Annotated in this window: 12 protein-coding genes, 1 tRNA gene and 1 riboswitch; of the genes, 5 read left to right on the top strand and 8 right to left on the bottom strand. The window is 37.7% G+C overall.

Translation table 11 applies throughout. From position 1 onward, the window contains the following. Nucleotides 1-94: 94 nt before the first annotated feature. A riboswitch (TPP riboswitch) is annotated at nucleotides 95-194 on the bottom strand. Between the two features lie 257 nt (nucleotides 195-451). Next, complete coding sequence (locus FCN25_RS19070) at nucleotides 452-2,596, top strand: TonB-dependent siderophore receptor (protein ID WP_137226954.1); 2,145 nt, start codon at nucleotides 452-454, stop codon at nucleotides 2,594-2,596. A gap of 334 nt (nucleotides 2,597-2,930) precedes the next feature. Here the strand turns inward: FCN25_RS19070 and FCN25_RS19065 are convergent. The 3 genes from FCN25_RS19065 to dnaQ form a co-directional block, all read right to left on the bottom strand. Beyond that, a tRNA-Asp gene (locus tag FCN25_RS19065) sits at nucleotides 2,931-3,007 on the bottom strand. Between the two features lie 291 nt (nucleotides 3,008-3,298). Continuing rightward, nucleotides 3,299-4,645, bottom strand: coding sequence for a TIGR03503 family protein (locus FCN25_RS19060; protein ID WP_137226953.1), 1,347 nt, complete (start codon nucleotides 4,643-4,645; stop codon nucleotides 3,299-3,301). A gap of 10 nt (nucleotides 4,646-4,655) precedes the next feature. Continuing rightward, entirely contained in the window at nucleotides 4,656-5,384 is a 729-nt protein-coding gene (dnaQ, locus tag FCN25_RS19055; RefSeq protein ID WP_137226952.1) for a DNA polymerase III subunit epsilon, read from the bottom strand. Nucleotides 5,385-5,461: 77 nt separating this feature from the next. Between dnaQ and rnhA the strand changes: the two genes are divergently transcribed. Next, the gene (gene rnhA / locus FCN25_RS19050) at nucleotides 5,462-5,935 is read left to right on the top strand and encodes a ribonuclease HI (protein WP_137226951.1); all 474 of its coding nucleotides are present in this window, start codon (nucleotides 5,462-5,464) and stop codon (nucleotides 5,933-5,935) included. A gap of 52 nt (nucleotides 5,936-5,987) precedes the next feature. Here rnhA and FCN25_RS19045 read toward each other — a convergent pair whose 3' ends face one another. Further along, nucleotides 5,988-6,767, bottom strand: a complete 780-nt coding sequence (locus FCN25_RS19045) for a class I SAM-dependent methyltransferase (RefSeq protein WP_137226950.1) — start codon at nucleotides 6,765-6,767, stop codon at nucleotides 5,988-5,990. Between the two features lie 172 nt (nucleotides 6,768-6,939). Between FCN25_RS19045 and gloB the strand changes: the two genes are divergently transcribed. Both gloB and FCN25_RS19035 read left to right on the top strand, forming a co-directional pair. Then, the gene (gloB, locus tag FCN25_RS19040; protein WP_137226949.1) at nucleotides 6,940-7,719 is read left to right on the top strand and encodes a hydroxyacylglutathione hydrolase; all 780 of its coding nucleotides are present in this window, start codon (nucleotides 6,940-6,942) and stop codon (nucleotides 7,717-7,719) included. Between the two features lie 145 nt (nucleotides 7,720-7,864). Further along, nucleotides 7,865-9,418 (top strand): LysM peptidoglycan-binding domain-containing protein, encoded by a 1,554-nt coding sequence (locus FCN25_RS19035; RefSeq protein ID WP_137226948.1) that lies wholly within the window; start codon nucleotides 7,865-7,867, stop codon nucleotides 9,416-9,418. Between the two features lie 322 nt (nucleotides 9,419-9,740). Here FCN25_RS19035 and FCN25_RS19030 read toward each other — a convergent pair whose 3' ends face one another. Then, on the bottom strand, nucleotides 9,741-11,558 hold the full coding sequence (locus FCN25_RS19030; RefSeq protein ID WP_137226947.1) for an AsmA family protein: 1,818 nt from the start codon (nucleotides 11,556-11,558) through the stop codon (nucleotides 9,741-9,743). A 25-nt stretch (nucleotides 11,559-11,583) separates the two neighbouring features. After that, complete coding sequence (locus tag FCN25_RS19025) at nucleotides 11,584-12,078, bottom strand: putative 4-hydroxy-4-methyl-2-oxoglutarate aldolase (RefSeq protein ID WP_137226946.1); 495 nt, start codon at nucleotides 12,076-12,078, stop codon at nucleotides 11,584-11,586. A 210-nt stretch (nucleotides 12,079-12,288) separates the two neighbouring features. Between FCN25_RS19025 and FCN25_RS19020 the strand changes: the two genes are divergently transcribed. Next, nucleotides 12,289-12,606 (top strand): hypothetical protein, encoded by a 318-nt coding sequence (locus FCN25_RS19020; RefSeq protein ID WP_137226945.1) that lies wholly within the window; start codon nucleotides 12,289-12,291, stop codon nucleotides 12,604-12,606. A gap of 175 nt (nucleotides 12,607-12,781) precedes the next feature. Here the strand turns inward: FCN25_RS19020 and FCN25_RS19015 are convergent, their stop codons facing one another. After that, a complete protein-coding gene (locus tag FCN25_RS19015) occupies nucleotides 12,782-15,094 on the bottom strand; it encodes a bifunctional diguanylate cyclase/phosphodiesterase (RefSeq protein ID WP_217495322.1) in 2,313 nt (770 codons plus the stop codon). A 464-nt stretch (nucleotides 15,095-15,558) separates the two neighbouring features. Beyond that, nucleotides 15,559-16,092: a cell division protein ZapC gene (locus FCN25_RS19010; RefSeq protein WP_137226944.1), complete on the bottom strand. Its 534-nt coding sequence runs from the start codon at nucleotides 16,090-16,092 to the stop codon at nucleotides 15,559-15,561. Between the last annotated feature and the right edge of the window lie 165 nt (nucleotides 16,093-16,257).

Below are 16,257 nucleotides of genomic sequence, written 5' to 3'. Positions count from 1 at the left end.
GTAATAACGTAACTGGAATATAAACCGATAAAAAACTCGGAGGTAAACGTCCAATTACAATCGTGTTAATACGTTATTTATCTTCCCAATAATCATGATTATTACGCTTGTTTCCTTCGCAGGTTCTAGCCTGATCAGGTTCAACGGATCCCGAATAAACGGTCTCAGCCATAATGGCACTCCGACAAGATGTCACGCAGTATAAGCAAGCTTGTTGCTAAATAACAAGCACTAAAATAATCATTTCATACAAAAGTAATCAATCCACATGTCAGAAACTGATGCAGTGTCATTGATATCTCCATGATTCATTTATCACCACAGACAGGTATTTATCAAGGTGCGACACTATGTCGCATTCATCATATTTATTAGCAAGTTATAATTTAACAGACTGATAAACACCTTTGAAATATATTCATCAAAGGTTGAAAAAATAACAATAAAGGTGATGACGTTGGTAAATAAAGCAATCCAAACCATTAAATTAAATACAAATTACCCATGGGTTTACTCATCAATTTCATTGGCTGTAATGTTTGCTATTACACAACCAGTAATGGCTGAGCAGTACGATAAGCAAAATAGTGAAGGCATTGAGCGGGTTGAAGTACATGGACAAGCGGCCAATAACGATTTACTCGGTTCTGCCCAAAACTTATTAAATAAACAAGGTGTAGATTTTTCTGAAGCGGGTGGCGTATCTGCATTACCGATTTTAAATGGCATGATGGGCGATCGGATCAAAGTGCTCATTGATGGCAGTGACATTACCTCATCATGTGCAAACCAGATGAACCCGCCACTTTCATATGTGTCAGCCAATCAAATTAGTTCGATTCAAGTGGTTGCTGGAGTCTCTCCGGTGAGCGCCGGTGGCGATAACATTGCTGGCGTAATTAACGTCACTAGCTTAACCCCTGTATTTACCGATAGCGATACAGTGACATGGCAAAGTGGTAACATATCTAGCGGTTATCTAAGCACTAATGACGCCATTCTCGCAGGTGTAAATGCCACTGTAGCAAGTAAAACATTAAGCTTTAGTTACCAAGGATCATTTGAAGATGCAAACAGCTATACAGATGGCCATGGCGATAAAGTACTAGACACTTTGTACCAATCACAAAATCATGCATTAACCGCTGCTTGGCAAGATGACATTCAACAAGTTGCAGTCAAACTGACTCATCAACATATCCCCTTTCAAGGTTTTGCAAACCAGTATATGGACATGACGAATAATGACAGTTATGGCGCATTAGTACGTTATCAACGAACACTTGAAAACGAAGGCGAGTTCACCGCCCAAGCAAACTGGCACAATGTAGAGCATCAAATGGGCTTCTTTACCGATGAAAAAACCGGCATGATGCCAATGAAAACTAAGGGTAAAGATTACAGTTACCAACTGCATTGGCAGCTACCAATGAGCTCAGACAGCACCTTATTAATTGGCCAAGAATATTATGTTTATCAACTTGATGATACATGGCCTGCGATTGAAGGTTCAGCCATGATGGGCCCCAATGACTATGTCAATATTAATGATGGCGAACGCCAACGTGCAGCTATTTATGGCGAGTGGCAACAAACACTTAATACACGTTGGTGGCTGTCTGCAGGTGTTCGTTATGAATACGTATCAACCAGCACAGGTGAGGTTCAGCCTTATAACACAATGAGCATGATGGGCATGACCAATGTTAATGCCATAGCCGCAGATGAATTTAATGGCCTCTATCGAAAGCGCAATGACAATAACATCGATGCGACCCTTCTTGCTCGCTATCAACTCAGCGATACTGAAGTGATAGAGCTTGGTTTAGCCCAAAAGAACCGCGCACCCAATTTATATGAGCGATACAGTTGGGGCCAAAGCACCATGGCGACAACGATGATTGGCTGGTATGGCGATGCAAACGGCTACATAGGCAACACAGACCTTAGTGCAGAAACTGCACATACATTGAGTATGGCTTACAAGCTAGTACAAGATGATTTAGCATTTAGTGCAACAGCTTGGTACAGCAGCATTAACGATTTTATTGATGCCAATGTGGTCAGCAGTTTTAATCGCACAAGCATCGATAGTAATAGTCGTCATATTTTACAGTTTACAAATGTGGACGCTAACTTGTTTGGTGCACGCATTGATGCTGAATATCAACTAGCAGACAACGACACGGGTAAATGGCTCATTAACGCTAACATCAACACAACGCGCGGCGAAAGAGATGACAACGACCAACCGCTGTATCAAATAAAACCTTTGCAAACAGAGCTAGCTTTGCAACAACAGCTAGGTTATTGGCAAAATAGTATCAGTTGGCAATGGGTTGCCAGTAAAGATCGCGTGGATGAACAGCGTTTAGAAAACACAACTGACAGTTATTCACTGCTTAATTTAAGCAGCAGTATTAAATGGCATTATGCCACAATGACTATTGCAGTGAAAAATCTACTGGATGAGTATTATCAACTGCCACTGGGCGGTGTCAGTATCGCTGATTATAAAGCTGACAGCAGTAACGGTTTTCAACAAATAGCCGGTTCGGGTCGCTCACTAGAATTGAATATAAGTTACGCGTTCTAGTTAATCAGCTATAAGTAATAAGCCGATGCCCTGTAATAATTACCACATTATTGGCTAACCTAAAACAGCAATTCTGCTGATGTTAAGACAGAAAAAAGCCTCTACATTGCTGTAGAGGCTTTCATCTTATTTGGCGGAGCGGACGCTGATGTTGAAACCGTGAACCCGCGACCTCCGGCATGACAGGCCGGTTTCTATTGATCTGCGATGGAATTACATAAATACACTAACATTAGCTTATATGGCTGATTTCTGGCTAAGTAAAAACACCAAATCTTTTGATTTTTCATAAGAAAAAAGCCCCTACATTGCTGTAGAGGCTTTTTTTCTTATTTGGCGGAGCGGACGGGACTCGAACCCGCGACCCCCGGCGTGACAGGCCGGTATTCTAACCAACTGAACTACCGCTCCAAAACGGTTTGTATACACTTAATAAAAACGAAAATAGAATAAATATTACCTATTTTATTAAATGCAAACAGTTACTTGAATAGCGGAGCGGACGTTGATATTAAAACAGTGAACCCGCGTCCCTCAGCATGACAGGCCAGTAATATAAACAACTGAACTACCATTCCATACAAGTGCGATGAATAATAATGTTGTGCTTATTTATCGTCAACTTATTTTTTATTTCGCCTATTTATTTGGCTAAAAATCACGCAAACCACACTATTTAGCACAAAACTCATCCACTTCAACTTATTCGATTTTATCATCGGGTATACTCAAATCAATGTCATCCAAATCAATAGTGTCCAAAAGTGTTTCAATTGATTTTTCAGGCTGTTGTGGTTCTTGTTGTAACCTTAACTCGGCCGCCGCCATCGCTTTAGCGAGTGTTTGTCTCTTACGCCACACGATTAAACTGACAATACCAACTAACAGCAGTATGCCATTAATGATAATTATCCAGAACAGCGCATTATCTTTGGCGACTTCTTCTTCAATTTCGGCTTGAATTGCCGCTTTTTCAGCGATCACTTTAATAGATTCTGCTGTAATTGAAACGGGAGCTTCAATAAAATTAAAGAACATTTCAGGTAGGTAAAGCACTATTTCACGGCCATCAACTGTGGTTGATACGGCAGTCCCCTTGACTCGATAACTACCAAATTCAGTGACTTTCGGTAAGTATAAAACTTGTTTCGCACTCGTCATTGCTTGTAAAGTAACCGGTATAATCAAACCAGCAGGTCCAACTAACTCAAACTCAAAATGAGTTTGTTCTAACAACACCGCAGATTCATCAACCGATAATTGTATTTTCCATATGCCTTTGGATAGATCTTTATTAGCTACCATTTCAGCTTTTAATGGTTGTGGAGAAAGCTCAAACGACATCTCATATTCACGCTCAAAGACATTATTTCGTGCCGTGACATTAAGGATATAATGTCCAGTTGGTTGTTGTAGATTATGGCTTCCAGTAAAAATTCCGTCATCTGGAGCTTCGTCCAACAATTCACCATTATCTTTATATGCTCCGACAATAATGGTACCTGTAGCAAAATTATCATCACTAACAATATGCTCACTGGCAAAACGTGCGGTCCATTCCACCATATAATCTAACCCTGGCATTCTCATGGTTAAATCATCACCCAAAAGTTTTGCTGTTACTTTTAGCCTTTCGCCTTTATAAAGTGGTTGTGGTAAAGGTTGTACTTCAATATCTAATTTAGAAATTTTTTGAATTGTAGATCCTTCAACCACACTGCCTAATAGCTGCCATGGACCTGGCATCGGCTTTTCAATGTAAATCATATCGCCAGCAATACCATCGACCCACTTTACTGTTTGCGGGTAGCGATCTGAATACCATTTGCTGCCGTCAGGTAAAATCACCACCACCGGTGCAGAACCATATCTACGTTGAATCACTAACGTTAAATTATCGACCATATGATCGATTCGGAAACGATTTTTAAGTTCTACAGCTTTTGATGCGCTAACCATAGAGGCTTGGGCATTAGGCTGCCAAACTAAGATAAGACTTAGCAACAATAAACAAGGAATAGCAAAATAACCGGCGCGAGTGGCACTCATAAAGATTGGTTTATCCTCTCCAGAGACATTTACCTGACTTCGCAATGAGGTCAAGTCGTTGTTCGTGTAATAGTATTTCATCGGCAGATGCACCAACGACTTTAAGATTAAACGCAGCAGGATCGATTTTTTTTATTCCGCCGCCTTCTTGACCCGCTTTTTCATTGGACAAATTAAACTTAATTTGTCCACCCGTCATAATTAAATAAACATCAGCAAGGATTTCCGCATCGAGTAACGCCCCGTGATAAGTACGGCGGCCATTATCGATACCATAACGCCTGCACAATGCATCTAGGTTATTCTTTTGCCCTGGATGCAGACGCTTTGCAATTGCCAAGCTATCTAAAATACTGCAAATTTCTTTGGTTTTCGGTCCGATTGGGTTGAGTTTTGAAAACTCATGGTCCATGAAACTCACATCGAAGTTAGCGTTGTGGGCGACAATTTCCGCTCCATCGATAAAATCAATAAAACCTTTGGCTATTTGATGAAAACGCGGCTCATTAGCTACGCGGTCATTAGTGATCCCATGAACTTGAATGGCTTCTTCATCAATTGCCTGACCAGGATTGATATATTGATGATACGTTCTACCCGTTAAGCGACGATTAATCACTTCAACACAACCAATTTCAATAATGCGATGACCAACATAAATCGGTCCACCCGCTTGGTTCATACCTGTGGTTTCAGTATCAAGAATCACTTGACGACTTGCACTAGAAATAATGTTCATATTTTTTACTCTTTCAGCCCTCACCTTCGTATAAATTAAGTATACTGGCGCGAATATTTCGCTATGGTAACAACTTGATGGCCGAACTCAAACAGCTGTATATTTTTACTGATGGCTCTTGCTTAGGAAATCCCGGACCCGGTGGTTATGGTGTGGTCATGAAATATAAACATCAGCACCATGAAATGGCCGATGGCTTCTCATTAACAACCAACAATCGTATGGAACTTTTAGCACCTATAATCGCGTTAGAGTCCTTATATGAACCATGCAACATTATTTTAACTAGCGATAGTCAGTATATGCGTCAAGGTATTATGACTTGGATCCATGGTTGGAAGAAAAAAGGCTGGATAACCTCAACCAAACAACCGGTGAAAAATGTCGATTTATGGAAGCGTTTAGACACGGTCAGCCAATTACACAAGATTGATTGGCGTTGGGTAAAAGGTCATGCCGGCCATATAGAAAATGAACGCTGTGACGTATTAGCAAGAAAAGCCGCCGAAGCTAAACCACAACAACCTGATAAAGGTTATCAACCAGAATAACTAACATGTTCTCAATTAATACTTACGTATATTGCTTGTTTGTTGTGCTTTTTTATAATTTTGCAGATTTCAATATGGGTGTTTTAACATGCTCATCTTGAGTCAAACCACTTCGGCCTGCAGATGGCGCGGGCGACCAGTTAGGCGTTTTTAATTTTGCTTTATCTTTGATTGGTGTGAGCGGAATCGTCATTTTCCGAGCGACAATTAAATAGACACTGCCGGTACTCGGCAACCAGGTAGCAATACTTTTTTGCCACCATGAAGATTGATAAGGTTTGTTGGCTTGATAAGACATATTAGCGCCACGTTGTCCTAATAACGAATGGTACATAAAACGTTCGTCGGCCAATACTTGATAACCCAATAATCCAAGCCAATCTTTAACTCTTGATGGCATAAAAAACTGTCCATCCCAAGGTAGTTGAGTTTGATATTTAGGCAGAATTTTACCAATAAAAGCAGGGCTTATTGGATTAAAACCAATAATGAAAATATAACCACTTTTGATTAACACCCGATCGAATTCACGCAAAATCTGATACGGATCAGATTCAAATTCAAGTAAAAAGCAACTTAAAACTGCGTCAATTGAGTTTTGTTGTATCGGTAAATAATGGGTATCGGCCTGAATACTAGCACCGACGCCATCGTAAACAGAAAAATGGCGTGCAATATTGCATTGTAAACTGTTCAGCTGACTGCTTAACGCCCCCACTTTTAGTAAATGATAACCAAATATCCGCGGCCACCAAGGTGCTAGCTTAGCTTCTATCTCGGCTTGCAACAATTCACCATAAGGTAAATCTTGCCAAATAAGGGGTTTTAACATTGAGCCCGCCAACTTTCACTTTGAAAAATATCATATTCACTAAACAAACTTTACCACAGCTTATTTAATTTTAAGCTAACCATTAATAATACTTTGAAGTATCACTTCACTTGGCGTTATTTAACGATATCCGTTACCCTAACAGATAGTCAATCACCACTCGAGTTAGATTATGCTTAACGTTCATACAATCCCAGCGTTCAACGACAATTACATTTGGTTGATTCATCAAGAAAGCAGCCGTTTTGCTTATGTTGTTGACCCTGGCTGTGGTCAAAGTGTTATCGATTATATCGCGACCACCGATCTTGAGTTAGTCGGGATATTAATCACCCATCATCATGCAGATCATACTGGCGGTATTACACTGCTTCAACAACATTTTAACCATACTCTGAAGGTATATGGTCCAAGTAATGAGAAGATCGCAGGGTTAACATATCCTCTTAGTATTGAATCGCAAACAACGCTCGACATCCCCGATTTAGGCGCAACAACTGTAATGGCCGTTCCGGGCCACACCTTAGGACATATTGCATATTATATGCAGCAAAGCTTATTTTGCGGTGACACCTTGTTTAGTGCTGGTTGCGGACGGTTATTTGAAGGTACTCCAGAGCAAATGCTTAAATCACTGTCAATGCTTGCACAACTTCCCGATGACACCAAGGTGTACTGTGCACATGAATACACCCAGGCAAACATTGATTTTGCATTACATGTCACACCCAAAAATCAGCAATTGATTGAGTATGCTGATACGGTCAAACGCTTAAGAGCACAAAATATACCGAGTATTCCGAGTTCAATAGGCATTGAAAAAGCCATCAATCCATTTTTACGTTGTCACATAAATGAGACTCAGATCGCAATTTTAGCTCATTTTAAATTAAACAAAATAGATAATATTCAAACATTTACCAAACTAAGGTTATGGAAGGATAGTTTTTGATTTAACATGAAAACAGTTTAATAAGACAAGCTAAAAGATTTAATCTACAATGCAAAATTGAATTAGCATGACCAAAAGAGTCTCAATGGCATTTGGTATGTTCCATTTTATGTAAGCCTGAGAACTTGGGGTAATGTATCTTCAAATGAAAGCTAACTTTATTATTATAGCTGGCTGTATGCTGGCTGTAACAGGGTGCCAGACACTCCATACTGCAGAGCCAAATTCTGATAGTTCGAACAAGACCGTTAACACTAACGTTAAAAATAAAAAATCGTCTACGGTAACCCTTGAGCAAATTGAAGAACAAGTCGCAGAAGTAAATGATTTATGGGTCAGGATCGACAGTCAAATGCATTTCCCGGTTGTTGATAATGTATTAGTAAACCAATACCGCCAATGGTATATCGATAATCCACAACATTTAGAAATTGTCACTCAACGTGCTAAGCCATATCTATATTACATAGTAGAACAGCTTAAACAACGTAATTTACCCATAGAACTTGCTTTATTACCTATAGTTGAAAGTGGTTTTGATCCACTAGCCTATTCAGCGAGTAATGCTTCTGGTTTATGGCAATTAACCGCACCGACAGCGTTGTCATTTGGTGTAAAAACCAATTGGTGGTATGACGGACGTCGTGATGTTGCCTCATCAACAAAAGCCGCGTTAGATTTAATGGAATATCTATACGCCAAAATGGGGCAAAATTGGTTATACACCATTGCTGCTTATAATTCAGGTGAAGGCCGGGTATTCAATGCGATTAAACATAACCAAGCCAGAGGAAAGTCCACAGATTTTTGGTCTTTATCTCTTCCAAGAGAAACGACTCACTATGTCCCCCAACTGTTAGCGTTGGCAGATGTCATCAAACATGCTGATAAATACGGTATCAATTTAGCGGCAATTGATAACTCACCTCAAATTGAAGTCGTCAATATTGAAAGCCAATTAGACATAAACTTAGCAGCAGATCTCGCTCAAATAGACATAAGTGATTTAAAAGCGATTAATCCAGGTTTAAAGCGCTGGGCAACAGCCCCGCAAGGTCCACATCACTTAATTGTGCCTAGCGAAAAAGCTGCAACCTTCAAACGAGCATTAGCAACTATCGAACCAGACTCCAGGATTAATTGGGTTCGTTATAAAATAAAATCTGGCGACAGTATTAGTGAAATTGCCGATCAATTTGAAACAACAGCCACATTAATACGAAGCAGCAACGGTATTAAAGGAAATAATATTATTGCTGGTAGGTTTTTAATTATCCCTGTTGCAGCAAAAGATCCAGACTTAGTCACTATGATTGCAGACCAGGTTCTAGCTCGTAAAACGGTGATCAAATCTAGCGTAAATAAACAAACTTATACCGTTAAGTCCGGTGATTCATTATGGAAAATTGCCCAAACTCATCAAGTCAGTGTGGCGCAATTAAGTAAGTGGAATAACCTTAAAAAACAATCTACCTTGAGCGTTGGTAAATCGTTAGTTATCTATCCTAATGAAGTTTCTATTAATACTGCAAGTAATGAGAAAACGGTTAACTATCGAGTACAATCTGGCGATTCGCTAGCGCGAATAGCACTAAAATACAAAGTTACGGTCGCTGAACTCATTGAATGGAACAGTCTAGAAAAAAGTACCTTGATCCAACCAGGGCAAATACTAAAACTAATTATGACCAATAGCTAATCACCTTCATGCAATTATAATTATGATAATAATTTGTATTAATACTGGTGATTAGCCATAGCGCTATATTCAACGCATAAAAACGGACAAGTGAATCACTTGTCCGTTTTTTATTCTGTAATTTTATCGTAAATAAACGCTAATGGTTTAGCCGTGTTTAATACCGTAAACAAACCATTATCACACTTGTACTGTGACATTGACTTAGTTAAATCAACAGTCGTATTTAGTAATCTTAATATCAAAAATACTATATACGTTAAAAAAGGCTGAAGTATTCATAAAGAATGATCGACAGCCCTAAACATTAATAATCTATTAATTACAGTCCAAGCTTCTTGAACAATCCATCTTTTAACTTTTCTTTGGCTTTATCGGCTTCATCTTTAAACTGGCCTTCTAACAATGCTTTTGTATCAATGCCAAACTTAGGTTCTTGGAATGTACCTTTGATAGTTAAAGGAATATTAACACCTTTTAGTGACTCATCAGCATCACCTTGACCTGATAAAGATCCCACTACACTGGTAGTCAAGGTGTAATCCAACGCTTCAGAAGCAATGTTTGCTGTGCCCTTACCGCTTAAACGAATTAACGGTGAAGCCATCGCTAAATCAGGATTAGTCACAACAGCATCTTTCATCGTGAAACTACCTGTCAAACTGGTAAAGTCCGTTTTCAACTCTTCTTTATTGTCAGCAGACAAATCACCTTTTAATTTTTGCTGAGCACTGCGGATCATTTGTGGAATGTTAACCCCATAAAGCGAGCCATCAGCCACTTCAAACTTGCCTACTGCATCAAGATTCTTTTTAAGATTGTCTGGAAGTAAACTCGAACCACTACCGTTAACTTCAAAGCTAGCAGTACCAGAAATCAAATCAACTTCAGCCGCATCAATTAATAACGGACGAATATTAACACCTGTGAGTTTTTTATCGAATTGATATGTGGGCACCGCTTTGCGACCATCTAATTTTGCGCTAAGCGCTAATTTACCTTCATATAAATCAGCTGTAAGCGACGACAAGTTCAATATGCCTTTATTAATAGCCATTTTCATTTGCCAATTTTGCGTTAGCATATTACTGACTTTAATTGATTTAGCCGTTAAGTTAAGTGTTAAGTCGACACTTTTCAATGCTGATAAATCAGGTTCTTGGCTTGGCGCAGTTTCGGGAGTACCCTCAGTTTCTTTCGCATCACCTTCTTGCTTTGGCAGTAATGCATCGACATCAATATCGCCAACATCAAGATTCATCACAATTTTAGGAATACTGTTGCCATAGTTAACCTTAATATCGCCAGTTGCCGCTAACGTCATCGCTGACATTTTAGTTAATTGCAGCTCTAATGTTTTGGCATCTAATGCCATAGTCATTTGTGTAGTGAGCTCTGCGGTAACCGTTTTACCAGGCAAACTGTCACCACTGGCTTTATGTACCATGGCAAAGTCATTAATAGTGATGTTATTTAAAGCTTGGTCTACCTTTATTTTGCCTTGTCCAGATGATGCAAGCTGCATATCAGGTAGTGTCGCTGAAAACTCATAAGCAAAATCAGCAAATTGACCTAGGCTAAACTGACCAAGAGTAAAACTTTTCAAACTAAATGTTTGAGTAGTATTGCTCGCCATATCAATTAAATTGATATTAGTATTTGTGAGTTCGATACCACCAATATCTAGAGTCTGTAAAGACACTGCTTCTGAGTTGCTTGTGGCTGATTGTGGTGTTTCAATCGATTTTTCAGCAGTTAAACCATCAAAACTAGTCTCACCGTCTTTTTGAGTCACTAAATTAAGTGTAAGACCATCAAGCTTTAATAAGTCAACTTCAATTTGTTGGCTAAATAAAGGCATAAGTGCCACATTAGCCACTGCTTCATTAACATCCAGCATTGATACTGGGGTGAAACCATCTGGGTTAGAGAGTGAAATCCCCCCCAATTTAATCCCTAATGAAGGAAAAATGCTCCAACTCAGATCTTGAGTTATTTGTAAGTCTCGACCCGTTTGTTTTTTGACGGCATCAACTATCTGCGGTTTAAAATTATTAAGGTCGAAAAACATTGTTAAGTAGACCGTCACGCCCACTACTAAGGTTAGCCCAATTGCTAATATCCACTTTACTACTTTCATTGTCGCTTCCTTGTCTGTATTTATTCTACTGTAAAATAGACAGGTCTAATGATTGTTTGCTTACAGCAATACCATTGAGATCTGCATAGATCATCATTCCGGGGTGAATACTGACGCCAGCAATCTCAATAATCGCATTGACTTCACCTACGTCTTTTTTGTCTGTTTTAATTGGATTAGTGCCTAAAGCTTGCACGCCAATTTGCATGGTGTTGATGGTTCCAGCATCACGGATGCAACCATTAATAATGATGCCTTCCCAGCCATTTTTATAAGCGTTAAGCGCTATCATGTCACCCAGTAACGCACGCCGACATGATCCTCCGCCATCTACAACCAATACCTTCCCATGGCCTTTTTTGGCTAATTCGGACTTTACCTTAGAATTATCTTCAAAACATTTAACAGTCACCACCTCACCATAAAATATCGACTTTGCACCAAACGATTGCCATGGATTTAGCAATAACGTCAATTGATCAGGATAATGATCGAATAAATCAGGTAATAAATCTAACATAAGTCCTCCTTGTAAATCAGAATCTTAGGTTACTAATAATTAGGTAATCCGACAAGTTTTGTTATAATATACCATTGTTTCACTCGACATGATTAACCTCAGCCTTTTCATTTACTTAATGATTACATAAAAAACGAACAACACGTTTAAGGGTGACTTAATCATTTAATATGAATATAATTTCAAAAAATAATGTAGATAATCATACTTATGAACAACGATTTAAATTTACAGAAAATGATGAATGCGTTTGATGAGTTAGATTTTGAACAACGCACCACCACAAACCTAGAAAATGCCCGTAATAAACAGCAAATGACGGCATACATCAATTCATTAGATTTTAGTATACGCCGTTTAAAGATTTTACAAGAGTCGGTTAACGACATTGTAGAACAAAAACAACTCGATCTTGTTAAGCAAGAACATATCCAAACTTACAAAACAAAAATTATTAATTTATCTCGTAAATATAATATCTCATACCAAGATGTCATCAATATTATGGCTCAGTTATCTCATAAATAATCTTAATTGATAAGCCTACATTTGATTAGTTGATTAATCGTTTAACTCTATGATGTGTCATCTGTTCTAGGGGCTTACCAGAATCTGTTACAGGGTCAATTATTGTATGAAATCATACATTATTTAATGTAATACTCTTGTTTACTCTTAGCCATTAAGTGATTGATAAAAAAATTTAATCATTAGTATTCTGCTTTACAAGCAGTTTTTCAAAATCTGCCACTGAAAGTGGTTTTGACAATAAATATCCTTGGCCAAAATGACATCCAGCCTGTATGAGCAATTGTTTTTGTTGTTCCGTTTCTATTCCTTCAGCGATGACTTTAATATTGAGTTTGTTTGCCATTACAATAATGGCTTCACATAGTGCAATATCTTTATTATTATCTGACATATTCTGTACAAAACTTTGATCAATTTTCAAGTAATCAATCGTATAATTTTTAAGATAAGAAAAAGAGCTGTAACCAGTGCCAAAATCATCTATTGATATTGCAACACCTTGCATCCGTATTGCTTCAAGTGCATCGACAACTTCAGCTTGATTGTCCATTAACAAATGTTCGGTAATTTCAATTGCAATCGCTTGAGGTGATATGTCTTGCGCAATAAGCGAGTCTGCCCAAGCTTTAATTTGTTTTCCCTCATTTTTGTATTGAACCGGGGAAGTATTGATACTAATACATAAATTAGGACAGTAAGCATTTCGCCAAACATTAGCTTGCTGTGAAACCTCATTAAAGATCCATTCACTAATCTCGATAATTAAGCCAATTTCTTCGGCTACATGAATAAAATCTAGTGGCGGAATGAGCCCTTTGTCAGGATGTAGCCAACGAATAAGTGCTTCAGCTTTAACTATTTGGTTATTTTCTAGATTAACAATAGGTTGATAAACCATATGAAATTGATTCTCTGCAACAGCAATTCGTAAATCCTGAATAATTTCTATCCGCTTAAGAAAATCGGTTCGCATATTTTCAGTAAAATAATGAATGCCATTGCGTCCTTGGGTTTTAGCTCGATACATTGCCTGATCGGCATTAACTAACAATCCATCAATGCTCGTTGCATCATCCGGATAAAATGCAAGACCTATACTCGCAGTACAAAAAACTTTCTTACCTTCAATCACATACGGATTAGCAAGTGTGCTTATTAATTTCTGACCGATTATGTCAATATCTTTAGTTTGCATAGTCCCCATCATAACGATGATAAATTCATCCCCCCCTAAACGGGCAACAATATCATTTCTTCTAAGACAATTTTTAATACGCTTTGCACATTCTATAAGTACAATATCACCAGCACTGTGCCCCATAGAGTCATTGACATCTTTGAAATTATCAAGATCCATCATAGCAATAACTAACTGTTTGCTTTCACGATGGGCGTTAGCAATTGCACTTGTGAGATGTTCGTGTAATAAATTTCTATTGGGTAAGTTGGTTAAACTGTCATAGTTAGCTTGTTTCCAGATTAATTTATCAGCTTTCTCTCGTTCTATTGCAATACGGGCTAGATTAGTAAATTGTTCAATTAAGGTAAATTCAATTTCTTTTGGAGACGTTATTTTATGATGATAAATACCGAAAGTACCTAATACGTTTCCCGAATTACCTATGATAGGTTCTGACCAACAAGAGACTAGAGAGGCTTTCTGTGCTATGTCTTTGCAATGGGTCCAATTAGGGTGTGTGGCAATATCTGTCACTATAACCCGCTCCCCAGTAAGAGCCGCTTCGCTACATGACCCGACACCTTTACCAATAACTAATCCATCGATAGCTTCATTGTAAAAGTCAGGCAAACTAGGTGCAGAACCTAACATTAAACGCTTACCATTTTTATCAAGTAACAAAATACTGCACTTAGCATCGGGAAATTCGTTTTCAATCCCCAGTACAATAGCGTGCAATACTTTGGATAATTGACTTGAACTAGCAATCAACTCAAGAATATTATTGCGTAATTGGCTTATTTTATCTTTTTCTAATAATTGGTGATTTTTATTTTGCATAAAAACAGAAAATATCAAAGCAAACACATTAGTAACTACTAGTGCAGAAATAATACGAGGCAAGGTAAAATGATCAAATTGTTCGAAAGTTAAATAACTAGCAATTGTAATGAGGAAAAAATTGAATAGGCTCGCCACTATTGTAGGCAATAAATAATAACTGGCTATAATTATTGGAAAAAGCCAATAAATTAAGCCAGCACCTTTTATATAAATACCTATTAAGATATTAACATGGGCAATCACGGCGAATATTCCGCTAAAAAGCCTAATTTTGCTGGTAAACCAAACACCTAAAAAAATAATAGAAAAGCCACCAACAGCAATAGAATCGACTATGATATGTGCTTTATCTTGAGAAATAATACTTAACACAAGAAAAGGAAATAATACTAATGTTGCCGCTGCAGTTATCCCTAGTAGGATTTTGTCTTCTATGGTGCGGTGTTCCATCTTAACCGTCATACTAAATCAACTTCCTATTCATGGGTTTATCGCTCAAAAACTGTTGAGTTATGCAATAATATAAAGACAAATAAATGTAATTGAAATCAAAAATAACAATATACAACAAAGGCTATATCAATAAACTATTTAGGACCAATCCAAATAAAATTTGCATGAACTTTATTTTAGTTCATACATAGGTGTTCCATCAATAACTCTTCTAAAAAAGGAAAAATAAAACAACAAGGAGTGTGATGTACCAATTCGATTTGTTAAGAGTGTGTTCTAAGATTAACCAAAATGATAATAAAATTAACTAAGTGGCAAAATTTTCGTATAAACGGTTGGGATTGCGCCATTATTGTGTTTAGAAAATATTTTGTTCTATATATATACATTTCTTAATCTCAGACTGACAAAAATGCCAAACATTATGTTTGGCATTTTACGTTTAGCTTGAATGGCAACAATAAAAAAATGTATTATGCCGCGACGACTTGTTTAGCTTTTCGTAGAGGGTGTAAACGATTATGCATTACTTTAATAGTATCAAATTGAGCTAATGATTTACTCTCAGATAGCTGACAAGACTGCGACAAAATCATAACAGTTGCAGCTTGCAAACCATTTTCTACCACTAGGGCAAGGACTTTAGAGTGACCACAATTCAGTTGAAATAATTTACCAATATCACAAAAAACACATTCATCACTAACATCAAAAAACCAAGATTTAGGCATCTGTAATTGCAACAAAAAATGAGCAGCTGTTGCATTCAAAGCCGTTTGTACAATACCTGCATCGGAAATATGTAGGACTTTTGGTAATGTTTCTAACATTTTTATATAGAATTTTGCGTGCTCAAGCGTAAATTCAGCTGCAGTTAATGCATCTGGAATTAATATTTTTTGTTTGTATGGGGTTAAGAACTCCATCTCGGAACCTAATGAAATACTTAGTTGCTTTAAGCTTTCATTGTATTCCCAATGCCAGTCCTTATTTGGCATTAATAACATGACTGTTTACACCTAAAATCTAAACACCGTCATATGATAGATTATTTTTCGCTCAATATCAAAATTTAATTATAAATTATAATATAAATTTCAAAGTGTTAGCGCGATCGAATGATCTACAATTCGATCGCGGCATGATTTTTGATCAATAACTTGGTATTTTAG

Origin of the sequence: Shewanella sp. MEBiC00475 (genome assembly GCF_005234075.1) — a bacterium.
GTDB lineage: Bacteria > Pseudomonadota > Gammaproteobacteria > Enterobacterales > Shewanellaceae > Shewanella > Shewanella polaris.
This window is presented reverse-complemented; position numbering and strand designations above follow the sequence as displayed.